The sequence below is a fragment of the Lysinimonas soli genome (assembly GCF_042655435.1).
GTDB lineage: Bacteria > Actinomycetota > Actinomycetes > Actinomycetales > Microbacteriaceae > Lysinimonas > Lysinimonas soli.
Genome location: NZ_JBHSMG010000002.1, coordinates 148,512 through 171,898, shown reverse-complemented (window position 1 = coordinate 171,898; position 23,387 = coordinate 148,512). Strand labels below are relative to the sequence as shown.

General features: G+C 69.6%; 24 protein-coding genes and 1 pseudogene. 16 read left to right on the top strand and 9 right to left on the bottom strand.

Going from position 1 to position 23,387, the window contains the following annotated elements; all coding sequences use genetic code 11:
* Position 1: 1 nt before the first annotated feature.
* From yidC to ACFPJ4_RS08375, 5 genes are all read left to right on the top strand, one after another.
* Positions 2 to 991, top strand: coding sequence for a membrane protein insertase YidC (yidC, locus tag ACFPJ4_RS08395; RefSeq protein WP_386739956.1), 990 nt, complete (start codon positions 2 to 4; stop codon positions 989 to 991).
* Entirely contained in the window at positions 988 to 1,560 is a 573-nt protein-coding gene (locus ACFPJ4_RS08390) for a Jag family protein (protein WP_386739955.1), read from the top strand. Before yidC ends, ACFPJ4_RS08390 begins: the two co-directional genes overlap by 4 nt.
* Before the next feature lie 66 nt (positions 1,561 to 1,626).
* Complete coding sequence (gene rsmG, locus ACFPJ4_RS08385; protein ID WP_386739954.1) at positions 1,627 to 2,253, top strand: 16S rRNA (guanine(527)-N(7))-methyltransferase RsmG; 627 nt, start codon at positions 1,627 to 1,629, stop codon at positions 2,251 to 2,253.
* Between the two features lie 71 nt (positions 2,254 to 2,324).
* Positions 2,325 to 3,212, top strand: coding sequence for a ParA family protein (locus tag ACFPJ4_RS08380; protein ID WP_386739953.1), 888 nt, complete (start codon positions 2,325 to 2,327; stop codon positions 3,210 to 3,212).
* On the top strand, positions 3,212 to 4,180 hold the full coding sequence (locus tag ACFPJ4_RS08375) for a ParB/RepB/Spo0J family partition protein (protein WP_386739952.1): 969 nt from the start codon (positions 3,212 to 3,214) through the stop codon (positions 4,178 to 4,180). The genes ACFPJ4_RS08380 and ACFPJ4_RS08375 overlap by 1 nt, the downstream gene beginning before the upstream one ends.
* Before the next feature lie 99 nt (positions 4,181 to 4,279).
* Here ACFPJ4_RS08375 and ACFPJ4_RS08370 read toward each other — a convergent pair whose 3' ends face one another.
* The 6 genes from ACFPJ4_RS08370 to ACFPJ4_RS08345 form a co-directional block, all read right to left on the bottom strand.
* The gene (locus tag ACFPJ4_RS08370; protein ID WP_386739951.1) at positions 4,280 to 5,236 is read right to left on the bottom strand and encodes a D-alanine--D-alanine ligase family protein; all 957 of its coding nucleotides are present in this window, start codon (positions 5,234 to 5,236) and stop codon (positions 4,280 to 4,282) included.
* A 3-nt stretch (positions 5,237 to 5,239) separates the two neighbouring features.
* A complete protein-coding gene (locus ACFPJ4_RS08365; protein WP_386739950.1) occupies positions 5,240 to 6,544 on the bottom strand; it encodes an aminotransferase-like domain-containing protein in 1,305 nt (434 codons plus the stop codon).
* 96 nt (positions 6,545 to 6,640) lie between these two features.
* A complete protein-coding gene (trxA, locus tag ACFPJ4_RS08360; protein ID WP_386739949.1) occupies positions 6,641 to 6,967 on the bottom strand; it encodes a thioredoxin in 327 nt (108 codons plus the stop codon).
* A gap of 95 nt (positions 6,968 to 7,062) precedes the next feature.
* Positions 7,063 to 8,040, bottom strand: coding sequence for a thioredoxin-disulfide reductase (gene trxB / locus ACFPJ4_RS08355; RefSeq protein ID WP_386739948.1), 978 nt, complete (start codon positions 8,038 to 8,040; stop codon positions 7,063 to 7,065).
* Positions 8,041 to 8,107: 67 nt separating this feature from the next.
* Positions 8,108 to 9,811 (bottom strand): murein biosynthesis integral membrane protein MurJ, encoded by a 1,704-nt coding sequence (murJ, locus tag ACFPJ4_RS08350; protein WP_386739947.1) that lies wholly within the window; start codon positions 9,809 to 9,811, stop codon positions 8,108 to 8,110.
* Entirely contained in the window at positions 9,804 to 11,558 is a 1,755-nt protein-coding gene (locus tag ACFPJ4_RS08345) for a DUF6049 family protein (protein ID WP_386739946.1), read from the bottom strand. The genes murJ and ACFPJ4_RS08345 overlap by 8 nt, the downstream gene beginning before the upstream one ends.
* A gap of 123 nt (positions 11,559 to 11,681) precedes the next feature.
* Here ACFPJ4_RS08345 and ACFPJ4_RS08340 point away from each other — a divergent pair, with 123 nt between their 5' ends.
* The 8 genes and pseudogenes from ACFPJ4_RS08340 (at position 11,682) to ACFPJ4_RS08305 (ending at position 17,853) form a co-directional block, all read left to right on the top strand.
* On the top strand, positions 11,682 to 13,118 hold the full coding sequence (locus tag ACFPJ4_RS08340) for a CCA tRNA nucleotidyltransferase (protein WP_386739945.1): 1,437 nt from the start codon (positions 11,682 to 11,684) through the stop codon (positions 13,116 to 13,118).
* A 126-nt stretch (positions 13,119 to 13,244) separates the two neighbouring features.
* A pseudogene (rpsF, locus tag ACFPJ4_RS08335) lies at positions 13,245 to 13,589 on the top strand (30S ribosomal protein S6); the annotation flags it as partial.
* A 144-nt stretch (positions 13,590 to 13,733) separates the two neighbouring features.
* Positions 13,734 to 14,234, top strand: a complete 501-nt coding sequence (locus ACFPJ4_RS08330) for a single-stranded DNA-binding protein (protein WP_386739944.1) — start codon at positions 13,734 to 13,736, stop codon at positions 14,232 to 14,234.
* 62 nt (positions 14,235 to 14,296) lie between these two features.
* Positions 14,297 to 14,566: a 30S ribosomal protein S18 gene (rpsR, locus tag ACFPJ4_RS08325; protein WP_386739943.1), complete on the top strand. Its 270-nt coding sequence runs from the start codon at positions 14,297 to 14,299 to the stop codon at positions 14,564 to 14,566.
* A 5-nt stretch (positions 14,567 to 14,571) separates the two neighbouring features.
* Entirely contained in the window at positions 14,572 to 15,024 is a 453-nt protein-coding gene (gene rplI, locus ACFPJ4_RS08320; RefSeq protein WP_386739942.1) for a 50S ribosomal protein L9, read from the top strand.
* A gap of 423 nt (positions 15,025 to 15,447) precedes the next feature.
* Positions 15,448 to 16,824 (top strand): replicative DNA helicase, encoded by a 1,377-nt coding sequence (gene dnaB / locus ACFPJ4_RS08315; RefSeq protein ID WP_386739941.1) that lies wholly within the window; start codon positions 15,448 to 15,450, stop codon positions 16,822 to 16,824.
* A gap of 121 nt (positions 16,825 to 16,945) precedes the next feature.
* Positions 16,946 to 17,590 (top strand): HdeD family acid-resistance protein, encoded by a 645-nt coding sequence (locus ACFPJ4_RS08310; protein WP_386739940.1) that lies wholly within the window; start codon positions 16,946 to 16,948, stop codon positions 17,588 to 17,590.
* The gene (locus ACFPJ4_RS08305) at positions 17,587 to 17,853 is read left to right on the top strand and encodes a hypothetical protein (RefSeq protein ID WP_386739939.1); all 267 of its coding nucleotides are present in this window, start codon (positions 17,587 to 17,589) and stop codon (positions 17,851 to 17,853) included. The genes ACFPJ4_RS08310 and ACFPJ4_RS08305 overlap by 4 nt, the downstream gene beginning before the upstream one ends.
* 67 nt (positions 17,854 to 17,920) lie before the next feature.
* Here the strand turns inward: ACFPJ4_RS08305 and purB are convergent, their stop codons facing one another.
* Complete coding sequence (gene purB / locus ACFPJ4_RS08300) at positions 17,921 to 19,306, bottom strand: adenylosuccinate lyase (protein ID WP_386739938.1); 1,386 nt, start codon at positions 19,304 to 19,306, stop codon at positions 17,921 to 17,923.
* Positions 19,303 to 19,827: a low molecular weight protein-tyrosine-phosphatase gene (locus tag ACFPJ4_RS08295; protein WP_386739937.1), complete on the bottom strand. Its 525-nt coding sequence runs from the start codon at positions 19,825 to 19,827 to the stop codon at positions 19,303 to 19,305. Before ACFPJ4_RS08295 ends, purB begins: the two co-directional genes overlap by 4 nt.
* Positions 19,828 to 19,960: 133 nt before the next feature.
* Between ACFPJ4_RS08295 and ACFPJ4_RS08290 the strand changes: the two genes are divergently transcribed.
* Positions 19,961 to 20,221, top strand: coding sequence for a hypothetical protein (locus ACFPJ4_RS08290; protein ID WP_386739936.1), 261 nt, complete (start codon positions 19,961 to 19,963; stop codon positions 20,219 to 20,221).
* The gene (locus tag ACFPJ4_RS08285) at positions 20,218 to 21,747 is read left to right on the top strand and encodes a hypothetical protein (protein ID WP_386739935.1); all 1,530 of its coding nucleotides are present in this window, start codon (positions 20,218 to 20,220) and stop codon (positions 21,745 to 21,747) included. The genes ACFPJ4_RS08290 and ACFPJ4_RS08285 overlap by 4 nt, the downstream gene beginning before the upstream one ends.
* Before the next feature lie 9 nt (positions 21,748 to 21,756).
* Here ACFPJ4_RS08285 and ACFPJ4_RS08280 read toward each other — a convergent pair whose 3' ends face one another.
* Positions 21,757 to 22,158, bottom strand: a complete 402-nt coding sequence (locus ACFPJ4_RS08280; protein ID WP_386739934.1) for a phage holin family protein — start codon at positions 22,156 to 22,158, stop codon at positions 21,757 to 21,759.
* 142 nt (positions 22,159 to 22,300) lie between these two features.
* On the opposite strand from ACFPJ4_RS08280, the gene ACFPJ4_RS08275 reads away from it, so the two are divergent.
* Positions 22,301 to 23,386, top strand: coding sequence for a histidinol-phosphate transaminase (locus tag ACFPJ4_RS08275; RefSeq protein ID WP_386739933.1), 1,086 nt, complete (start codon positions 22,301 to 22,303; stop codon positions 23,384 to 23,386).
* Position 23,387 lies beyond the last annotated feature (1 nt).

Here is a 23,387-nt window from a genome sequence, read left to right as displayed (position 1 = left end):
CATGGATCTCCTCGGATTCCTCGGCACCATCCTGACGCCCATCAAGTGGGTGATCGAGGCGATCCTCGTCGGCTTCCACCAACTGCTCCAGATCCTCGGCATGGATCCGGCGGCCGGCCTCACCTGGGTGCTGTCGATCGTCGGCTTGGTGCTGGTGGTGCGGGCTGCTCTCATTCCGATCTTCGTGCGGCAGATCAAGAGCCAGCGCAAGATGATGGAGGTCGCGCCGCAGCTGAAGAAGATTCAGGACAAGTACAAGGGCAAGAAGGATCAGTTCTCCCGCGAGGCGATGCAGCGCGAGACCATGGAGCTGTACCGCAAGGCCGGCACGAACCCGCTGTCGTCGTGCTTGCCGCTTCTGATCCAGATGCCGATCTTCTTCAGTCTGTTCTCGGTGCTGACCGAGGCCCGCTCGGGCAAGGCCGGCGTCGGGCTTCTGACGCAGCAGCTGTCGCAGCAGTTCGGTCATGCCTACCTGTTCAGCGGTGACTTCAAGGCGCCACTGAATCTGAGCATCCAGACCGCCCTCGACGCGCACAACTACATCGTCGTCGCGATCGCGGCCTTCATGGTCGTCGTCATGACCGCATCGCAGTTCATCACGCAACTGCAGATCATGTCGAAGAACCAGAGCCCCGAGATGAAGGCCAGCCCGATGTACCGGCAGCAGCGGATTCTGCTCTACATCCTGCCGCTGGTGTTCGCCTTCTCGGGATTCGCGTTCCCGATCGGCGTGATGTTCTACTGGCTGACCTCGAACATCTGGACCATGGTGCAGCAGTTCCTGGTGATCCGGAACATGCCTACTCCGGGCAGCGAGGCCGCGCTGGCCCGCGAGGCCCGGCTGGCGAAGCGCAATCGGGCGCGCATGACGGATGACGCCGAGGCGCTGGCGGCCGACACCGGCGAGGAACCGAAGAAGATCACCACGCAACGGAGCCAGCCGGTGGGCAAGAACCGCGCGAAGAAGACCGGGAGCACCAAGAAGTGAGCGACGTGACGCAGAGCCAGACCGACGACGTGACCGATGAGGTGCTGATCGTCGGCGACACTCCCCCGGCCGGGCCGGGCGAGGCCCGCGGTGCGGAGGCCGCCCCGAGTGAGCAGGACCTCGTCGAGGAGGGCGACGTCGCGGCCGACTACATCGAGGAGCTGCTCGATATCACCGACATCGATGGAGACATCGACATCGACGCCCGGTCGGGTCGGGCCTACGTGTCGGTGACCGCGAGTGAGGGAGCGAACCTCCGTCTGCTCTCCAAGCCCGACACCGTGGCCGCGCTGCAGGAGCTGACCCGCCTCGCAGTGCAGAACAAGACCGGTCGCTTCTCGCGGCTGATCCTCGACATCGGCGGATCGCGCGACCAGCGCGCCGCGGAACTGGCGACGCTCGTCGATCGGGCGGTCGCTCGGATCGAGGAGGGCGCGGCATCCGCCTCGCTTCCCCCGATGTCGAGCTACGAGCGCAAGATCGTGCACGACATCGTGGCCGAGCGCGGATTCACCTCGCAGTCCGAGGGCGAGGGTCGCGACCGGCACACGGTGATCACCCGCGGGTGACGTTCCGGATGTTTCACGTGAAACACCGTGGTGATCGACCCCGCCGGTCGTCGGTCCGAGCCGCGCGTGGCTGAGGTCGAGGCGGAACCGGCTGTCGCCGCAAGCCTGTTCGGCGAGCGGATCGAGGTCGCTCGGGACTTCGCTCGCGAACTCGGTGAGCGCGGCGAAGAGCTCGGGCTGATCGGGCCCCTCGAGCCGGCGCGCCTGTGGAGCAGGCACATCCTGAACTGCGTGCTGCTCGCCCCCTTGCTGCGCCCTGGTGTGGTGGGCGATATCGGCAGCGGTGCCGGGCTGCCGGGTCTCGTGCTCGGGATCGCGCGCCCCGATGTCGATTTCGTGCTCGTGGAGCCGATGGAACGACGGGTCGACTGGTTGCGGTCCGAGACCGCTCGGCTGGGTCTCGGCAATGTGCGGGTCGAGCGCGCCCGCGCCGAGGACGCACCGTGGGTCGAGCGCTTGGATCAGGTGACGGCGCGGGCCGTGTCGTCGCTGAGCAAGCTGATCCCGATCACCGCTCCCCTGGCCAAGCCGGGCGGCGAGCTGGTCTTCATGAAGGGCGAGCGCGTCGGCGACGAGCTGGTCGCGGCGGCGAAGCAGATCCGCGCGGCCCGCCTGCGGGGCGTCGAGGTGATCGTGCTGGGTGAGGGAATCGTCCCCGAGGTGACCCGGGTGTTTCGGGCTACAGTGGACTAATTCGACGCCGGGCCACCAACCGACGCGCACCACTTGTTTCACGTGAAACATCCGAGAGGGATCCCGCTCCAGTGAGCACCGAGAAACGATACGACGAGACCCCGCTCGCTCGGGAGATCGCCGACCTCGCGCGCCGCCGCGTCGCCTTGGCGGAAGAGCGGCTGCCGCTGCCCGCCCGCACCCGCATCTTCACGGTGGCGAACCAGAAGGGCGGCGTCGGCAAGACCACGACGACCGTCAACCTGGCGGCGGCCCTTGCGCAGTCCGGTGCCCGCGTACTCGTGATCGACCTGGATCCGCAGGGCAACGCATCGACGGCGCTCGGCGTGGAACATCGTTCCGAGACCCCGAGCGTGTACGACGTGATCATCAACGACGTGCCGATCAGCGAGGTCGTGCAGACCAGCCCGGAGTTCGAGGGCCTCGCGTGCATCCCGGCGACGATCCACCTGGCCGGGGCGGAGATCGAACTGGTCTCGCTCGTGGCCCGGGAACAACGGCTGCGCGGAGCGCTCGACCGCTTCCTCGCCGAGCAGGAGCAGCCCTACCACTACGTCTTCATCGACTGCCCGCCGTCGCTCGGCCTGCTCACCATCAACGCCTTCGTGGCCGCCCGCGAGGTGCTGATTCCGATCCAGTGCGAGTACTACGCGCTCGAGGGGCTCAGCCAGCTGCTCAGCAACATCAAGCTCATCGAGCGGCACCTCAATCCGGATCTGGCGGTGTCGACGATCCTGCTGACGATGTACGACTCGCGCACCAACCTCGCCAATCAGGTGGTCAACGAGGTCCGCCAGCACTTCCCGACCGAGGCACTGCATACCCTGATCCCGCGTTCGGTGCGGATCTCGGAGGCGCCGAGCTACGGGCAGAGCGTGGTCAGCTATGACGCGAACTCGCCCGGGGCGCTCTCGTACCGCGAGGCCGCATCCGAGATCGCCCGACGGGGAGAGAAGTAATGGCAGCCGCACCCAAGCGCACCGGACTCGGCCGGGGGATCGGCGCATTGATCCCGACGGCCGAGGAGGGCGCACGCCCCGTCGACGTCTTCTTCCCGGCCGGACCGGGGACGGACCTGGGCGAGGGGCTGGTGACGGTGCCGGGGGCACGGCTCGCCAACCTCTCCCCCGACGACATCGTTCCCAACCCCCAGCAACCGCGCCTGGAGTTCCGCCCGGAGGAGCTCAACGAACTCGTCGTCTCGGTGCGCGAGTTCGGAGTGCTGCAACCGATCGTCGTGCGGCCGCGGGCCGGTGCCGCCGCGGGAGAGCCGCAGTTCGAGCTCATCATGGGCGAGCGCCGGCTGCGTGCCAGCAAGCTGGCTGGACTCGACACGATCCCCGCCGTCGTCAAGAACACAGCGGACGACGCAATGCTGCGGGATGCCCTGCTCGAGAACCTGCACCGCGCCGAACTGAATCCGCTCGAAGAAGCGTCGGCCTACCAGCAGTTGCTGGCCGACTTCGGGATCACACAGGAGCAGCTCGCCGAACGGATCGGGCGTTCCCGTCCGCAGATCACCAACACCATCCGGCTGCTGCGCCTGCCCGAAGGGGTTCAGCGCCGCGTCGCCGCCGGCGTGCTGACCGCGGGGCACGCTCGCGCGATCCTGTCGGTGGGCGATCCGCAGGCGATGGAACGGCTCGCCGACAAGATCGTCAACGAAGACCTCTCGGTGCGCGCGGCGGAGGCCGCGGCGGGGGTCGTCTCGCCGCCGAAACCGCGGGCCACGAAGCCGACGGCGGGGCGGCGTCAGCACCATCTCGACGACCTCGCCGTGCGCCTCGGCGACCGGCTGAACACCCGGGTCAAGATCACCCTGGGTGCCGCGAAGGGCACGGTGACGATCGAGTTCGCGACCGTCGCCGACCTCAACCGCATCATGGGTGAGCTCGGCGTCGACGGGGAGCTCGGCGCCGCGCGCTAGCCGAACCCGCGCGAGCGCCGCGGTTTCTGCCGAGCGCCGCCCGGAGAATGCACGCGTTCGCGAGAATCGGCGGCGTTCGGGACCGGGCCGTGCCGGGCGTCAGGAGTCGTCGCGGATGGCGGCGTCGGCCAACGCGGAGTACACCCAGCCGAGGTCGTGGCCCGCAGCCTCGAGGGCGAGCGGGAGCAGCGAGGTCTCGGTGAGGCCGGGAAGCACGTTCGCCTCGAGGAACCAGGGGGTGCCGGCTCCGTCGACGATGAGGTCGACGCGCGAGAGGTGGCGCAGTCCCAGAGCGCGATGGGCGACGAGTGCGGCCTGCGCCGCGGCAGCCGCGACCTCGTCCGAGATGCGGGCGGGCGCGTAGAAGCGGGTCTCGCCGGCGTTGTAGCGGGCCTCGAAGCTGTAGACGCCCGACAGGGGTTCGATCTCGACGGCGGGCAGCGCGACGGGTCCGTCGCCGGTGTCGATGATGCCGACCGCGATCTCGGTGCCCGTGATGCGTTGCTCGACGAGGGCGACGTCGCCGTAGGTGTAGGCGTCGACCATGGCGCGGGGGAGGTTGGCGCGATCGTCGACGATCGTGACGCCCTGGGCGGAGCCTCCCTGGGCAGGCTTGACCACGAGCGGCACGGGCAGTTCGTCGGCGATCGCCTCGAACACGGCGTCGGCGCCGAGCTCGCGAAACGCGTCGCGCGGAAGCGTGATCGATCGCGGGGTGGCGACGCCGGCGCCCGCCACGATGATCTTGGCGACGGGCTTGTCCCAGGCCAGATGCGCACCGGCGGAGCGGGACCCGACGAAGGGGATGCCGAGGAACTCGAGCAGTCCGCGCAGGGCTCCGTCCTCGCCGGAGGCCCCGTGCAGTGCGGGCCAGATCACGTCGGGACGGTCGGCGCGGAGGGCGGCCAGCAGGCCGGCATCCGGATCGCGCAGTTCGACGGTCAGACCGTGTTCGAGCAGGCTGTCGGCGACGCGGCGGCCGGAACGCAGCGAGACGTCGCGCTCGTGTGAGATGCCGCCGGCGAGAACCACGACGCGGAGGGGAGACGGTCCCATGCGCTAGCCGACGCTCGGGGGGAGGACGCCTTCGCGCCGGGTCGGCTGCACGGCCAGCGGCGCCGTCTGCGAGAACTCGGTCAGCAGGCTCATCTCTCCGTTGATCACGATGGCCAAGCGGCGGATCCCCTCCCGGATGAAGTCGGGGCTCGGATAGCAGAACGAGAGGCGCATGGCGTTGCGTCCGTTCCCGTCGGCGAAGAAGGCCGTGCCAGGCGTGTAGGCCACGAGCTCCTTCACGGCACGCGGCAGCATCGCCTTGGAGTCCATGTTGTTCGGAAGGGTCAGCCAGATGTAGAAACCGCCATTGGGAACCGTCCAGCTCAGAGTCGGAAGCTGCTCGTTCAGGGCGCCGAGCATGGCATCCCGCCGCTCGCGGTAGACGTCCCGGAAGGTGTTGATCTGGCCCTTCCAGTCGGCGGTCGACAGATACTCCGAGATGACGGTCTGCGCGAACGAGCTCGGCGACAGCACGGCCGCTTCGTTCGCCAAGATGAGTTTTTCTCTAATGGCGTGCGGCGCGACGGCCCATCCGACGCGCAAGCCGGGCGCGAGTGTCTTCGAGAAGGTGCCGAGGTAGATCACGCCGTCCTCGTCGACCGACCGCATCGCCTGCGGCGGTGCCTGATCGAAGTAGAGCAGTCCGTACGGGTTGTCCTCGACCACGAGGATGTCGTTCTCGCGCGCGATCTCGAGCACCTCCATGCGGCGCTCCCAGCTGAGGGTGACGCCCATCGGATTCTGGAACGACGGGATCGTGTAGAGGAACTTGATCGTGCGCCCCTGCTCGCGCAACCGGGCGATGGTGTCGCGCAGCGACTGGGGGACGAGGCCCAGTTCGTCCATCTCGACGTGGGCGACGTCGGCCTGGAACGAGCGGAACACCACGAGCGCCGTGACGTAGCTCGGCCCCTCGGCGATCACGACGTCGCCGGGGTCGAGGAACAGCTTCGACACCAGCTCGAGCGCGTGCTGCGACCCGGTCGTGACGACGACGTCGTCGACGCCGGCGTGAATGCCCTCGAGAGCCATCACCTCGAGGATCTGCTCGCGCAGACGCGGGGAGCCTTGGCCCGATCCGTACTGCAGCGCGACGGCGCCGTGGTCGCGCACCGTGCGCTCGACCGCGGTCAGCACCAACTCCTGCGGAAGGGCGGAGACGAACGGCATGCCGCCGGCGAGCGAGACCACCTCGGGCCTGCTGGCGACGGCGAAGAGAGCTCGAACCTCGGACGCGCTGAGTCCCGCGGTGCGCTCGGCGTAATGCGAGTACCACGGGTCGAGATTGTTGCCCTGTGCCTTGTCCATGCCGGTCCGTTTCGTCGGAATGCAGTCAAGGGTATCCGCAGAAAACCGAAGGCCCCCTCCCCGGCGGGGGGAGAGGGCCAGCAATCTCGGATTGGATCAGGCCAGGAACTCGGCCAGGTCGGCCTCGAGGGCCGGCTTCGGCTTCGCGCCGATCACGGTCTTGACGACCTCGCCGCCGCGGTACACCTTCATCGCGGGGATCGAGGTGATGCCGTACTTCATCGCCGTCTCGGGGTTGTCGTCGACGTTGAGCTTCACGATCGAGAGCTTGTCGGAGTGCTCGGCCGCGATCTGGTCGAGGATGGGCCCCACCGCACGACAGGGACCGCACCATTCAGCCCAGAAGTCGACCATGATCGTCTTCTCGGAATTGAGCACCTCGCTCTGGAACGTGGCGTCGGTCACATCCTTCGCAGTGGACATCTAGTTCCTTCTTTCATCGAACCCGGGTGGTGGGGAATCTGTGAGGGGCAACCGCGGTCGCGGCTGGGTCATTCCCGGGATGCCGGGTGGCATCCTCAGGCGACGACGGCCGCGGCCGTCTCGGACTCCTGGGCGAGTGCCAGCAGTTCGTGCGGCAGCTCGGCGAGGTACCTCTCGGCGTCGAGAGCCGCCACGGTGCCGGAGCCGGCCGCCGTGATGGCCTGCTTGTACGTCGGGTCGACCACGTCACCCGCGGCGAACACCCCGCGGATGCTGGTACGCGAGCTGCGGCCGTCGACCGCGATGGTGCCCTCGGGCGCCAGGTCGAGCTGCCCGTGCACCAGATGAGTGCGCGGGTCGGAGCCGATCGCCACGAACATGCCGCTGACGTCGAGCGTCGTCTCGGCACCCGTCTCGGTGTCGAGCAGGCCGATTCCGGCCACCTTCTCGTCGCCGTAGACGTGCGCGACCTCTTTGTTCCAGAGGATCTCGATCTTCGGATCGGCGAACGCGCGATCCTGCATGACGGCCGAGGCGCGCAGGTGGTCTCGACGGTGCACGAGGTAGACGGTGTCGGCGAACCGGGTGAGGAAGGTCGCCTCTTCGAGCGCGGAGTCGCCGCCGCCGATCACGGCGACCTTCTTCTTCTTGAAGAAGGCCCCGTCGCAGGTGGCGCACCACGAGACGCCGTAGCCCGAGAGCCGAGTCTCGTCGTCGAGACCGAGCTTGCGATAGGCGGACCCGGTGGCGTAGATGATCGAGAGCGCCTCGTGCACCTCGCCATTGCCCAGATGCACTCGCTTGACGTCACCGTCGAGTTCGAGCTTCACGACGTCGTCGTAGACCAGCTCGGCACCGAAGCGCTCGGCCTGTCGCTGCATCTTGTCCATGAGATCGGGGCCCATGATCCCCTCGGGGAAGCCGGGGAAGTTGTCGACCTCCGTGGTCTTCATCAACTCGCCGCCGAACTCGACCGAACTCGCGATGACGAGGGGACGCAGGTTCGCGCGCGCGGCGTAGATGGCGGCCGTGTACCCCGCCGGGCCGGACCCTACGATGATCACTTGACGCATGTCGTCAGCACTCCTTCATATGGCTCGACAGGCAGTACAACACAGTGTAGGTGGCGCTCATTCCCGGTCAGGAGCGGCGCCGGAGCATCCGTAGGGCGGGCGTGACGAGCTCGCCCAGTTCGGGGATTCTGGTGAGTCCGAGCACCCCCAGGTACACCACCGCGGTCACGCCGCCGACGATGACGACCGACAGGAACTCCTGTGGTCTGCCCGCCAGCGCGAACCCGCTTGCGCCGAGTCCGATGGGCGCGAGCCCGCCCAGGGCGAACAGCACGGCGAGTCCGGCGGCCAGCGCCGGGACCGCGGCGAGCAGGTAGACGGCGATGCGGCGGAGCACGCGACGGCCGTCGAGTGCGCCGAGGCGACGCCGGAGCAGATACGCCGCAAGCAGGGCCTGCACGGTTCCGGCGATCGTGGTCACGATCGCGATTCCGGCCGCGACGGCGTCGGGCGGCAGCAAGAGAGTCAGCAGGGCACCGGCGACGAAGAGTCCCGACTGCACGAGTTGCACGAAGAACGGGGTGCGGGTGTCGCCGAGCGCGTAGAAAGTGCGCTGCACGAGGAAGAGCGCACTGAACGGCACGAGTCCCACGAGGAAGGCGAGCAGAACGACACCGATCGGGAGGACCTCGCGCCCATTTCGAGCGAAGAACGCCGCGAAGGGCAGCGCCGCGGCGACCAGGGCGACCGCGGATCCCGTCACCAGCAGCAGAATCGTGCGCAGCGAGGACGAGAGGTCGGACCGCACCGCGCCGAGGTCGCCGTCGCGGGCGTGGCCGCTCATCCGGGTGAAATACGGGGTCGCGATCGAGACGGCGATGATCGAGTGCGGCAACATGAAGACCAGCCAGGCGGTGCGCAGCACCGCAACCGAGGCGTCGGCGGCTCCCGCGTTCAGAGCCACGTTGCCCTGCACGACGCCGGCCATCTGCGTGATGAGGATCATGCCGAACGTCCATCCGGCGGCGCGCCCCGTGGCGCCCAGGCCGACGCCGCGCCAATGGAAATCAGGATGGAAGCCGAGCCCGGTGCGCCGCCAGAACACCAGCAGGATGAGGGCCTGCGCCGCCACCCCGAGGGTCGCCGACCCGGCGAGCAGCGAGATCCGGGCCGCGTCCCAGCTCGCGGGGTCGTCGGTGGCGGAGTTGACCCCGAACAGCACGGTGAAGACGACGAGTCCGGCGATCGCGACCACGTTGTTCAGCACCGGCGCCCAGGTGAAGGGGCCGAAGACGCCCCGGGCGTTCAGCACCTCGCCGAGCAGGCTGTACAGCGCGTAGAAGAAGACCTGCGGAAGACACCAATAGGCGAACGCCACCGCGAGCGCGATGCCCTGCGGGCTGAGGGCGCCGCCGCTCGAGAAGGTGTACAGCTGCACGAGCAGCGGCGCGCACAACGTCGCGAGCAGGGCGATCACGAGGAACGCGACGACCCCGAGGGTCACGAGCCGGTTGACGAAGCGCTGACCACCGTCGTCGTCATGGGCGGCGCGCACGATCTGGGGAACCAGCACGGCACTGAGCAATCCGCCCGCGATGATCGCGTAGATGTTGTTCGGCAGCTGGTTGGCGATCGCGAAGGCGTTGGCGCCCTGACCGGTCTGGCCGATCGTCCAGGCGAGCACGGCGGCGCTGATGAAGCCGAGCGCGCGCGAGACGAGGGTGCCCGAGGCGAGAGCGGCGCTGGCACGGCCCAGGCCACCGCGAAGCGCGCCGGAAGCTCGGCCCTTCGCCACGGGACGAGCGGCCGGCGGGCCGAGCGGGTCAGTCACGGTCGGCCTCGGCCTCGGCGGAGCGCTCGACCGGGGCGTCAGCGCGCCGCGCCGCGCGCCGCTTGACGACGTTGCGCGCGATCCCCCCTCCGAAGATCAGGACCAGCAGGACGATGATGACGGTCGTTCCGACGCTCTCCCACCCGGGCTGCAGGTCGACCCGGACGGAGTCGGGGGTGCCGATGGGAACGCCCGAGGCCGAGGTGATCGTGACGGAGGTCGTCACGGTGCCGTTGGTGAGAGCCTGCACGGGGATCGCCGCCTTGTTGGACGACCCCGGCTCGATCTTGAGGGCGACGTTCTGCTTCTGCACCTGCAAGACGGAGCTCGGCGAACTGACGTTCACCAGCACGGTGACCGGCACCGACAGCGCGTTGCTCACCGTCACGGGGATGTTGGTGCTGCCGGCCCCGACGAAGAGGTCGCTTCCGCCCACGATCTGCACCGACGAGCGCAGCTTCACGGATGCGGTGAGGTAGTCGTTCGCCTGGGTCGCCCAGTCGTCGGTTCCCCGCAGCCACGACACGGCCAGCAGCGACAACAGCTGCAGTCGGCGGGGCTCCGTGATCGCGGTGGGGGTGTCGGCGACGGTGGCGAAACTGTCCTCCTGGGCGGTGGCGGCGAGGATCGAGCGCAGCGAAGCCGTGCGAGCCGCATCGCCGGGCTCGTCGGTGAGCCGGGCATCCGGATGGGCGCCCGCCAACACCGCGCTCAGGCCGACGGTGCGCACCGAGGCCTGCCCGCCGAGATCGGCGAACAGGCCGCTCAGATTGAGGGAGCCGAGCGGCCAGTGGCGGTCGAGGGTCGCGACGATCGTGCGTCCGGGGGAGACCGCCTCCATGCCGCCCAGGGCCGAGTTCAGACGGCCGAGGGCATCCTGGAGTGTCGCCGGATCGCTCGAGGACACGGCTTCGCGCACGAGCGAGGTGACGCCCGCATCCGCGACGACGCCTTGCACGCTGCCGAGGTCGACGAGCCCGGAATCCGTGGCCGAGAGGTTGGTCGAAGTGAGCACCACCTGCTTGTAGCCCGCCGCACCGAGATCGGACAGGTCGCCGGAGACCAGGGTGTCGTCGGCGGGCCAGGCGATGTGCTGGAGCGTGTACGCCCAGTCGAGCACCTCGTCCGTGCTGGTCGGAAGCGCCGGCTTGGCCGACCCGTTGCCCGCCGTGGGCGACGGGCTGGGGCTCGGGGTTCCGGTCGCGGCCGCGGTCGGCGTGGGGCTCGCGGTCGCGGCCGGCCCGAAGTGGCTCGGGTCGATGACGGTGTCGAAGCCGATCGGATCCCGCAGATTCAGGGCGTCGACGCGGGCCAGGCTGGCGAGGTCGGCGTCGGAGTAGGCGAGGGCGAAGACCTCGTTGTTCAGACCCTGGAGCCGCGCGAGCCAGTCGAGCGCCGACGCGGGGGCGTCGGTGCCCAGCACCCGGATCGAGGCGATGATCATCGGATCGACGCCGATGACCGCGGGCGTGCCGATCACGGCGTCCAGCTGCCGGGTCAGCATCCCGAGCGGAGCGGTGTACGTCGCGAGGGTCGTGGCGTCGATGAGCCCCGTCGCTGTCGGGCGGACGGTGAGCGGAACGAGCAGCGTGAAGGACACGGGAGTCCCCGCCGCCGCGACCGCGGTGCGCGCGACGGGCGAAGTCGAGGCCCCGCTCGCGGCGAGGGCCGGACCGGCCACGATCCCCAGCGCGAGCAGGAGGGCCGCGCCCCCTCGAAGCGAGAGCCTCGGCAGGGTCACCGGCACGGCGGGATGCCCGTGTTCCGCTCGGCCGACATGCCCCCGAGTTTAGACCGCCGGATCTGTGGCTCCGGTGTGGTGTCGCCGCTCCGCGCGGACTGCCGGAGCGCCTGTGTCATCCTGGGTGCCATGGAGAGCGTGGCGGACGCCGTCGATCGGCTGAACCGGTTGGCCGCGATCCCCGAACTCGTCCAGCTCGCCGCGGCCTTCGCCGCGGCCGGCCACGAACTGGCCCTCGTCGGGGGTCCGGTGCGCGACGCGTTCCTCGGCCGGCCCGTCTCCGACCTCGACCTGACGACCGACGCCCGCCCCGAGCAGATCCTGGCCATCGTCGAGCCGTCGGCCGATGCGGTCTGGGAGATCGGTCGTGACTTCGGCACCATCGGCACCCGTTTCGGCGGCCACACCCTCGAGATCACGACCTACCGCAGCGACGCCTACGACGGTTCCTCGCGCAAGCCGGAGGTCATGTTCGGCGACAGCCTCGACGACGATCTGGTCCGTCGCGACTTCACGATCAACGCCATGGCGCTCCGGCTGCCCGACGGCGAGCACCCCGAGCCGCGACTGATCGATCCGACCGGCGGGGTGGACGACCTGCTCGCCCGTACCCTGCGCACGCCGAGCGCGCCGGAGGTGTCGTTCGGCGACGATCCGCTCCGGATGCTGCGCGCCGCCCGCTTCAGCGCCCAGCTCGGCTTCGCGCTCCGGTCCGACGCGCTCGCCGCGGCCCAGGGAATGGCGGATCGCCTTGCGATCGTCTCGGCCGAGCGGATCGGGGCCGAACTGGCCAAGCTCATGCTGGCCGCCGACCCGGTCGCCGGCATCCGACTGCTGGTCGACAGCGGGGTCGCCCAGGTCGTGCTGCCCGAGATCCCGGCCCTGCGCCTCGAGATCGACGAGCACGCGCGGCACAAGGACGTCTACGAGCACAGCCTGATCGCCCTCGACCGGGCCATCGAGCTCGAGAAGTCGCGCGGTCATGAGCCCGATCTCGTGCTCCGGCTCGCGGTACTGCTGCACGACATCGGCAAACCGGCGACCCGGGTCATCGAGCCGGGCGGGGCCGTCAGCTTCCACCACCACGACGTGCTGGGGGCCAAGCTCGCCGCCAAGCGGCTGCGCGCCCTGCGCTTCGACAACGACACCGTGAAGGCCGTCGCCGAACTGATCCGGCTGCACCTGCGGTTCTTCGGGTACGCGGACGGCGCCTGGACCGACTCCGCCGTCCGCCGCTATGTGCGCGATGCCGGCCCCCTGCTCGAGCAGCTGCACATCCTGTCGCGGGCCGACGTCACCACTCGCAACCGGCGCAAGGCCGACCAGCTGGCCTTCGCCTACGACGACCTCGAAGAACGGATCGCGACCCTCACCGAGGAGGAGGAGCTCGCGGCGATCCGCCCCGACCTCGACGGCGAGCAGATCATGCGGATCCTCGGGATCGGGCCGGGCCGCGACGTCGGCGAGGCGTATCGGTTCCTGCTCGAGGAGCGCCTCGAGCAGGGACCGCTCGGCGCCGAGGAGGCCGAGGCGAGACTGCGCAGCTGGTGGAGCACGCGCGGCTGACCTATACTCGACAGGTTGCCCTCCCGATTCGCATCGGGCAGGCCGTGTCAATACCCTCCTGCTGCAGATCGTCTGCAGCCGTTCTAGACCAGAGGAGGTGGGTTTGTGACGCACCAGTATGAATTGATGGTCATCCTCGATCCAGAGATCGATGAGCGTACCGTCGCCCCCAGCCTGGACAAGTTCCTCAACGTCATCCGCAACGATGGCGGCACGATCGACAACGTCGACATCTGGGGACGTCGTCGGCTGGCCTACGAGATCCAGAAGAAGACCGAGGGCATCTACGCCGTCGTCAACTTCACCGCGACCTCGGATGCCACCGTCGAGCTCGATCGCCAGCTGAAGCTCAGCGAGGCCGTGCTGCGCACCAAGGTGCTCCGCGCCGAAGAGGCTGCGGCTCGGGCGATCTCGGTTCGCGCCGACGACGAGAAGCGCGCCGCCCGCAAGGCCGCCGCCGCTGCCAAGGCCCCCGCGAAGACCCCGGTCGCCGCCAAGGTCGAGGCCGTTGCCGAAGCGCCCAAGGCTCCGAAGGCCGAGGCCCCCAAGGCGGAGGCCCCCAAGGCCGAGGCGGCTGTCGTCGCCGAGACCGCGGCTACCGAGGGCGAGTAGCCCATGGCCGGCGAGACGATCATCACGGTGGTGGGCAACCTCACCGCGGATCCCGAGCTGCGCTACACGCAGGGCGGACTGGCCGTCGCGAACTTCACGATCGCGTCGACCCCTCGCACCTTCGACCGTGCTGCGAACGACTGGAAGGACGGCGAGGCGCTCTTCCTCCGCGCCTCCTGCTGGCGCGAGTTCGCCGAGCACGTCGCCGGCTCGCTGACGAAGGGGAGCCGGGTCGTCGCGACCGGGCGCCTCAAGCAGCGCAGCTACGAGACGAAGGAAGGCGAGAAGCGCACCAGCATCGAGCTCGAGATCGACGAGATCGGTCCGAGCCTGCGCTACGCGACCGCTCAGGTCACCCGGGCAGCCGGCGGTTCCTCCTCCTCGGGCGGCGCACGCCCGCAGAGCGCCGTCGCCGACGAGCCGTGGGCGGCCAGCGCGCCGGCCGCGGGCGGCGACGACGTCTGGAACACCCCGGGCAACTACAACGACGAGACCCCGTTCTGATCGGATGCCTCCCGGCTTCGGCCCGGCATCCTCAGAGCGTCTGACTTTCAAAGGAACAGATCATGGCAGGTAAGAGCAGCAGCGGCGGCGGAGACCGTCGCAAGCGCACGAACGTGAAGGGCGGCAAGAACGCCGCCCCCGCGAAGTCGGTGCGCGTCGGCATCATCGATTACAAGGATGTCGCCACGCTTCGCAAGTTCATCTCGGAGCGGGGAAAGATCCGCGCCCGTCGCATCACCGGAGTCTCGGTGCAGGAGCAGCGGCTCATCGCCCGCGCCGTCAAGAACGCGCGCGAGATGGCCCTCCTCCCCTACGCGGGTTCGGGACGGTAGACGACATGTCCAAGCTCATCCTCACCTCCGAGGTCACCGGCCTCGGCTCCGCGGGTGACGTCGTCGACGTCAAGAACGGCTACGCCCGCAACTTCCTCATCCCGCAGGGCTTCGCCGTGCAGTGGAGCAAGGGCGGCGAGAAGCAGATCGAGCAGATCAAGTCCGCTCGTGCGGCTCGCGAGCTCGCCACGCTCGAAGAGGCCCAGGCGCTCAAGGCGAAGCTCGAGTCGTCGACCGTCAAGCTGACCGTCAAGGCCGGTCGCGAGGGTCGCCTGTTCGGTTCGGTCAAGCCCGGCGACATCGCGGATGCCGTCGAGAAGGCCGGGATCGGCACGATCGACAAGCACAACATCGAGCTGTCCGCGCCCATCAAGGGCACCGGTCGCCACGAGGCGACGGTGCGTCTGCGCACCGACGTCGTGGCCGCGATCACCCTCGAGGTCGTCGCCGCCAAGTAGGCGTCTCCTCCCCTGTAGCGGCGTCCCGAAACCGGGGCGCCGCTACTCGTGCGTGCCCAGGATGTCAAGGCCGCGACGGCGATTCGTCCACAGGTGAGTCGGGAATCCCTCAACGTTCAAGTGCCACTCTAAACATGTTTCTACACACAGAGTGTTTACAAGAAAATGCCTGGTCGGGGGCTGGATAATCTCTCAAACTGGCGAGTTTCGCACACAACTATCCACACCTTCTTCACACTGATCCCGGCGTTTCGCCCGCGTTGCCAACAGGTTTGTCCACAGGGTCGGCTGGCGCTCCGGCCGCGTCGTCCCTAACCTGGCGCAGCGTCCCCGGCATCTGCCGGAGTCCACGCAGCGACGAACCGGGGTGTCGTCGGTCGCTGCCATTCTCGACGCGTAGCCTGAGCCGCAGGAGGTCTCCCCGTGTCCATCGCCCATCTGGGTCTCGCCGGTGATCAGCGAGCCGCCGGCGATGGCTGGCAGGGCGAGCGCACCCCACCGCACGATCTGCTGGCGGAGCAGAGCGCGATCGGCGGCATGCTCCTGAGCAAGGACGCCGTGGCGGATGTCGTCGAGACGGTCCGCGGGGTCGACTTCTACATCCCGAAGCACGAGGTCGTCTTCGAGGCGGTGCTCAACCTCTACTCGCACGGGGAGCCGACCGACGTCATCGCGGTCACCGACGAGCTGACCAAGAGCGGTCAGCTCCAGCGCGCCGGGGGCGCGGAGTATCTGCACACGCTGACCGGGCTCGTACCCACCGCCGCCAACGCGGGCTACTACGCGTCGATCGTCGCCGAGAAGGCGGTGCTGCGGCGCCTGGTCGAGGCCGGCACCCGCATCGTGCAGATGGGGTACGCGAGCGAGGGCGAGGTCGTCGACCTCGTCAACAACGCGCAGGCCGAGATCTACGGGGTCACCGGCGGGGTCGAGGCCGAAGACTACGTCCCGCTCGTCGAGGCGATCGACACGGCCGTCGACGAGATCGAGAAGGCCCGGGGTCGCGAAGGCGAGATGGCCGGGGTTCCGACCGGCTTCGCCGAGCTCGACGAGCTCACCAACGGACTCCACGGCGGCCAGCTGATCATCGTCGCGGCGCGACCCGGCCTGGGCAAGTCGACCCTCGCCCTCGACTTCGCGCGGGCGGCCACGATCAAGCACGCCATGCCCACGATCTTCTTCTCGCTCGAAATGGGGCGAAGCGAGATCGCCATGCGTCTGCTCGCGGCGGAGGCATCCATCCCCATGCACACCCTCCGCAAGGGGGCCATGGACCAGCGCGACTGGGACAAGCTCGCACAGGTGCGGGGCCAGATCGCCGACGCGCCGCTCTACATCGACGACAGCCCCAACATGACGTTGGTCGAGATTCGCGCGAAGTGCCGCAGGCTCAGCCAGCGGGTCGGGCTCAAGATGGTCGTCATCGACTACCTGCAGCTGATGACCTCGGGCAAGAAGGTCGAATCCCGCCAGCAGGAGGTCAGCGAGTTCTCGCGTGCGCTCAAGCTGCTCGCGAAGGAGCTGCGCGTTCCGGTCATCGCCCTCTCGCAGCTCAACCGCGGGCCGGAGCAGCGCTCCGACAAGAAGCCCGCCCTGTCGGACCTGCGCGAATCGGGCTCGCTCGAGCAGGACGCCGACATCGTGATCCTGCTGCACCGCGAAGACGCCTACGAGCGCGAGAGCCCGCGCGCCGGCGAGGCCGACCTGATCGTGGCCAAGCACCGCAACGGCCGGCAGGACACCATCGGCGTCTCGTTCAGCGGCATGTACTCGCGGTTCAGCGACATGCCTCGCATCTAGCGCGCCGACGCGCACCGACACGAGGAGGCGCGTCCACGGGGCGGTCCGCCTCCGGCACGAGCCGTACCCAGCCGGCGCCCGTAGACTCGGCACGGTCATCCCTTCAGAAAGTGAGTTCGCCGTGTCAGCTGGTCGGGGCACGCCCGCGGCGCCCGCCGTCGTCGCCGGGGGCGGACTCGCGGCATGGGTGGTGCCGGCCCTGCGGGCCGCCGCGGCTCTCGTCGTGGGGCTCGCGATCACCTTCACCGCGGCGCATTCCGCGGCCTTCGGTCTGATCGCCTTCGGGCTCTACGCCGTGGTGGCCGGGGCTGTGCTGCTCGCGGGCTCGGTGGGCGGGCGCAGCGAGCGCCGCAGCCGTAGTCCCCTGCTCGCGCAGGGCATCGTCACGGTGCTCGCCGGGGTCGCCGCTCTCGCGGTGCCGACGGGGGGCGCCTACTTCTTCGTCTGGGTGGTGAGCGCGTGGGCGATCATCACCGGCGCCCTCGAACTGGTCGGCGGCATCCGGGCCAGGGGCCGGCTCGCGTCGGCCCGGGACGCGATGATCCTCGGCGTGCTGACGCTTGCGCTCGGCATCGCCTTCCTCGTCGTGCCCCCGGACTACCGCCAGAGCCTCGGGGGGATCGAGAAGGTCACCGGCACCCTGACCGCCTCGGTCGTGCTGGTCGGGATCTTCGGCGCCTGGGCGATCGTCACGGGCGTTCTGCTCGGGATCGGGGCGGTGTCGGCGCGGGGACCGCGCAACTCGAATCAGGAGGAGACCGCGTGAACGACAAGCAGGCCACGCCGAATCGACGCGACCGCACCCGCCCGGTGGAGCTGATCGTGCTCGCGGCCGTCTTCGGGGTCTTCTCGGGACTCGTGGTCGGCCTCGCCACCCGGGAGTGGATTCTCGCCGCGATCTTCTTCGGCGTCGTCTTCATCGTCAGCCTCGTGGTGCTCGCGATGCTCGTCCTCGCGGCATCGCCGGCTCCGCCGGAGGACGAACAGCACGATCCGGATGCCGGACCAGAGGCCCGGCGCGGGCATTAGCCGCGACATCCTGGTTCGCCAGGACGGCGATGGACCGTCGCGCTGCTCGCCCTAGGCGGGCACGGCGCTACTCCGGCAGCAGATCGACCAGTTCGGCCGCGAGACCGGTGTAGCCGCCCGGCGTGAGGGCGAGCAGCCGGGTCTTGGCCGCCTCGCCGATGTCGAGCCCGTGTACGAAGGCCCGCAGCTCCTCGGCGCCGACCCGGTGCCCCCGGGTCAGCTCCTTGAGCAACGCGTAGGGGTCGGCGATCGAACTGCGACCCGCGGTCACCTCGGCCCGGATCACGGTCTGGATCGCCTCGCCGAGCACCTCCCAGTTGGCGTCGAGATCGGCCGCGAGTGCGGCAGGGGCGATCGCGATCTCGTCGAGTCCGCGCGCCAGGTTGTCGAGGGCGAGCAGCGAGTGTCCGAGCGCGACGCCGATGTTGCGCTGCGTCGTCGAGTCGGTCAGGTCGCGCTGCAGCCGGCTGGTCACGAGGGTCGCGGCGAGCGAGTCGAGCAGGGCGGACGACAGTTCGAGGTTGGCCTCGGCGTTCTCGAACCGGATCGGGTTGATCTTGTGCGGCATCGTCGAGGAGCCGGTGGCGCCCTCCTGCGGGATCTGGCTGATGTAGCCCATCGAGATGTAGGTCCAGATGTCGGTGCAGAGGTTGTGCAGGATGCGATTGAGGTGGCTGATCGCCGAGAAGAGCTCCGCCTGCCAGTCGTGCGACTCGATCTGGGTCGTGAGCGGATTCCAGTCGAGGCCGAGCGAGGTGACGAACTCGCGCGAGATGGCGGGCCAGTCGGCGGCGGGATCGGCCGCGACGTGTGCGGCGAAGGTGCCGGTGGCACCGCTGAACTTGCCCAGCACGGCGACGCCCTCGATCCGGGCGACGACGCGCTCGAGCCGGGCGACGAAGACCGCGAACTCCTTGCCGACGGTCGTGGGCGTGGCGGGCTGCCCGTGCGTGTGGGCGAGCATCGGGGTGGTCCGCTGCTCGACCGCGAAGCGCCGCAGGGCGCCGAGCACGTCGCGCAGCCGAGGCAGCCACACCTCATGCACGGCGGCGCGCACCGTCACCGCGTAGGCCAGGTTGTTGATGTCTTCGCTCGTGCAGGCGAAATGGGTGAGCTCGGCGATCTCGTTCAGTCCGAGCGCGGCGAGCCGTCGGCGCACCAGGTACTCGACCGCCTTCACGTCGTGGCGGGTCGTCGCCTCGAGCGCCGCGAGCTCGTCGATCTCGGGCTGACCGAAGTCGGCCGCGAACTGGCGCAGCGCGCGGGCCTGCTCGGCCTCGAGCGGGGTCGCGCCGAAAAGCCGGTGTTCCGTGAGGGCGATGAGCCACTCGACCTCGATGTGCACGCGGGCACGATTGAGGCCGGCCTCGGAGAGGTGCTCGCCGAGACCCTGCACGGCGCCGCGATACCGCCCGTCGAGCGGACTGATCGGCTGCGGGGGAAGCGGACTCATGAGACTCCCTGTCGGATTCCGGGTTCGAGCTGGTGGAAGAGCGCGATGCTCGCGCGTTCGATCGTGGCGAGGACGCTGTCGAAGAGGGCCGCATCCGAATAGTACGGATCCGGTACGTCCATCGTGCCCGATCCGTCGGGTTCGAACGTCAACAGCAACTGCACCTTGGCGCGCTCCTGATCGCTCTGCGCCCACTCGCGCAGTGTGCGCTCCTGACCGCGGTCGAAGGCGATGATGAGGTCGAGCTCGCCGAACCACTCCGGGTCGAACTGGCGTGCACGGTGCCGCGTCGCGTCGTAGCCGCGCGCGCCGAGTGCGGCGACGGTGCGCGGATCGGCCGGCTCGCCGACGTGCCAGTCGCCGGTCGCAGCCGAACTGACGCCGACCCGCTGGGCGTAGCCCCCGCGCGCGATGAGCTGGCGGAAGATCGCCTCGGCCATCGGGGAACGGCAGATGTTGCCCGTGCACACGAAGCAGATGCGGAAGAGCGACGGTTCGGCAGCGGCCTGATCGAAGCTCATGCCCCATTGTCCCGCGCCGGCGACTCCTCCACAGTCGGCATTTGCGCTCGGACTTCGCGGATGCCGCGTCCGCCCGCCTGCGCGCCGACCCCGTGCGGCAGCCTGGCAACCCGATCGCGAAGGGAGGGTCGCCGTGCCCACGATGGATCCCGGGGCGCTTCGAGCCGCGCTCGAGCGGCAGCAGGGCGGGCTGGCGCCCGTGGCCCGGCTGCTCGCCGCCGCGGCCGCGCATCCCCCGCGGCTCGATCACGACGACTGGCGGGGTGAAGCCGCGCAGGCGTGCGAGCGGCTCGAGGCCCGATTGCGCTCCCTGCTGTCGGAGGCCGACGAGGCGCTCGACGCCGCGCAGCGCTGCACACGCGCGGCGCTCGCCGAGCTGGGTGTGGAGCGGTGATCGGGTTCGACGGCGGTGCTCATGTCGACGTGTCGCCACCGGGCGTCGACCCGGGCGGTCCGCTGCTCGTGACCCCCGCAGGCACCACGATGGTGGCCACCGACGGAATGCACGCCCACCTGGATCGGCTGACGGCGCTCCAGCACGAGTTGAGGGCGGCCGCCGCGGCACTGAGTCTCGTGCAGAGCGGTACGACCTGGTCGACCGTCCCGACGGCCCCGCCATCCGCTCGCCGCAGCGAGTCGGAACTGACGCGGTCGATCACGCAGGTGCGACAGGCGGGGGGCGTGAGCGAGCGGCTCGTCAACGCGTTGCGATGTGCCATCCAGGCCTACGACGACGCCGAGCGCCGCGCGAGGGATCGAGCCGATCTCGCGGCCGCGATGCTGGGCGCCGAGCTCGGTCCCCTCGTGCGCACGATGCTGCCGGGGATCGCCCTGCTCGCGTTCTCGGCGTACCTGGCCAGCAAGGCACCCGATCCGGGCGGCGGGCGGGCCGCGGCCATCCGCCGCTTCTTCCTCGACCACCCCGGCCTGATCACGGGCCCCGCCTTCGTCGAGAAGGTGCGGCTGTTCGTCTCGGGTCTCGACGAGGCGACGTCGAGCGCGCTCGGCATCCCGGCGCCCGTGGCGCTGTTGCTCGGCGTCGGCGGTGTCACCGGGGTGCGCACGAGCGCGCGCGGACTGCTCGCGGTCGGGCCGCTGCTCGGGACATTCCGAGAGACGCCGGTGACCGTGCAGCGCGTCTCGACGGCGCGGATCGACGCACCGGACGGGAGTGCACCGGTGGGGGCGGCCGGGCGGCTCGACCGCGTGCCCGAGGGCGACCAGGTGCGCATCGAGAAGTACGAGGCACCCGGCCAGCCGAACCGCTTCGTGGTCTACGTCGGCCCGACCGAGACCTTCTCGCCGGCCGCCGGCGACGAGCCGTGGGATCTCACCAGCAACGTGGGCGGAGTCGGCGGCCTCGAGGTCGGGTCGTTCCGGGCCACCGAGCTTGCCATGCACGACGCGGGCGTGACGGCCGACGACCAGGTGCAGTTCGTCGGGTTCTCCCAGGGCGGGCTGGTGGCCACGATGCTGGCGGGGTCCGGTGAGTGGAACGCCGCGGGCATCGAGACCTTCGGGGCGCCCGCCGGCAACATCGAACTGCCGGCGGGGCTCGACGGGATGGCCATCCGCAACAGCGACGACTTCGTTCCGATGCTCGCCGGGCCCCAGCTCGACCACCACGTGCTGCAGGTGGAGCGCCGGGCCTTCGACGAGGGTGCCGCCCTCCCGGCCTCTCAGGCCGCGCCCGCCCATCAGCGCGACGCGTACCGCGCGACCGCGCTGGCCGTCGATGCCGCGACGTCCTCGGCGGTGCGCGAGCAGAACGCGGCGCTCGACTCCTTCACCGCCGACTACCTGCGACAGCCGGGGGCTGCCGTGACCGTCACCACCTACCACGGCGAGCGCGTGGCCGACACGGTGGAGACGCAGCAGACACCCGCCCCCGCCTCGGCGGCCGGGGGTCGCGGGAGGTGAGCGGCGGCGCTAGGACTGCGGTCCGGTGAACGGGCGCAGCACGACCCCGATCAACCAGGCGATGACCCCGAGCAGGAGCGCGCCCAGGATGCCCCAGCCGAAGTTCTCGACCGACAGGCCGAAGCCGATGAGACCGCTGATCCAGGCGACCAGCAGCAGCAGCAGGCCGTTGACCACGAGCGAGATGAGGCCGAGCGTGAGGATGTAGAGCGGCAGGGCGACGATCCGGATGATGCTGCCGATGATCCCGTTGACGATGCCGAAGATCAGGGCGACCAGCAGGTAGGTCAGGATCGTCTCGAGCGTTCCGCGCGGGGCGAACGGCACCACCGTCACGTGCGTGGCGAGGATCAGGGTGGTGAGCCAGAGCGCCACGGCGTTGATGATCAGACGGAGCACGAGTCGTCCCATGGCTCCATTGTGGCAGGAGCCCGCGCCCGCTGAGGAGCCCCGTTTCGAGTCGGGCAGGAGCCGGGGGTCGTGCCGCGGGTCGTGTGGGGCGGCGGCGCACGCGACAGCGGGGGCGGCCGATCGCGCACCTAAGCTGGTCGGCATGGCTGTGATCCTCCGCCCCGAGATCGCCTCGCTCGCTCCCTACCGGCAGGGGCGCCCGGCGGCGGCAGACGCGTTCAAGCTGTCATCGAACGAGAGCCCGTTCCCGCCGCTTCCCGCCGTGCTCGAGGCCATCGCCGCCGCCCAGGTCAATCGCTACCCGGATGGCGCAGCGACGGCTCTGCGGGTCCGGCTCGCCGAGCGCATCGGCGTCACCATCGACGAGGTGCATGTCGGCGCGGGCTCGGTCTCGATCCTGCATCAGCTCGTGCAGGCTGCGGCCGGTGCGGGCGACGAAGTGCTCTACGCCTGGCGGTCGTTCGAGGCCTACCCCGGCATCGTCACGGTGTCGGGAGCCACGAGCGTGACCGTGCCGAACCTGCCGGACGGACGCCACGACCTCGACGCGATGGCGGCGGCGATCACCGAGCGCACCCGTGCCGTGGTCGTCTGCACACCCAACAACCCCACGAGCACGATCGTGACCGGCACCGAGTTCGAGGCCTTCATGACGAAGGTCCCCGAAACGGTGCTCGTGATCCTCGACGAGGCCTACCGCGAGTTCGTCACCGACCCGCACGCCGTCGAGGGCATCCCCCTGTTGGAGGCCTACCCCAACCTCGTCGTGCTGCGCACCTTCTCGAAGGCCTACGGACTCGCAGGGCTCCGCGTCGGCTACGCGGTCGGACCGTCGTACATCCTGGATGCCGCGCGCGCGAGCATGATCGCGCTGTCGGTCACCGAGCCCGCCCAGCGCGCGGCGATCGCCGCCCTGGATGCCGAAGCGCAACTGCTCGAGCAGGTCGAGACGCTGGTCGAGCGCCGAACCGCCGTGCGCGACGGCCTCGCCGCCCAGGGGTGGCGCATCCCGGAGCCGCAGGGCAACTTCGTCTGGCTCGTCACGGGCGAGGCGACGGCCGCCGCCGCCGAGGTATTCGAGGAGCACGGGATCGTCGCCCGGGTGTTCGCTCCGGAGGGCATCCGGATCTCGATCGGCGAAGAGGAATCTGTGGAGAAACTCCTACAGGCGGCCGCAGAGGTTGTGGCGACCCTCCGAGATTCGGTCGGAAGCGCCGGGCTAGGGTAGT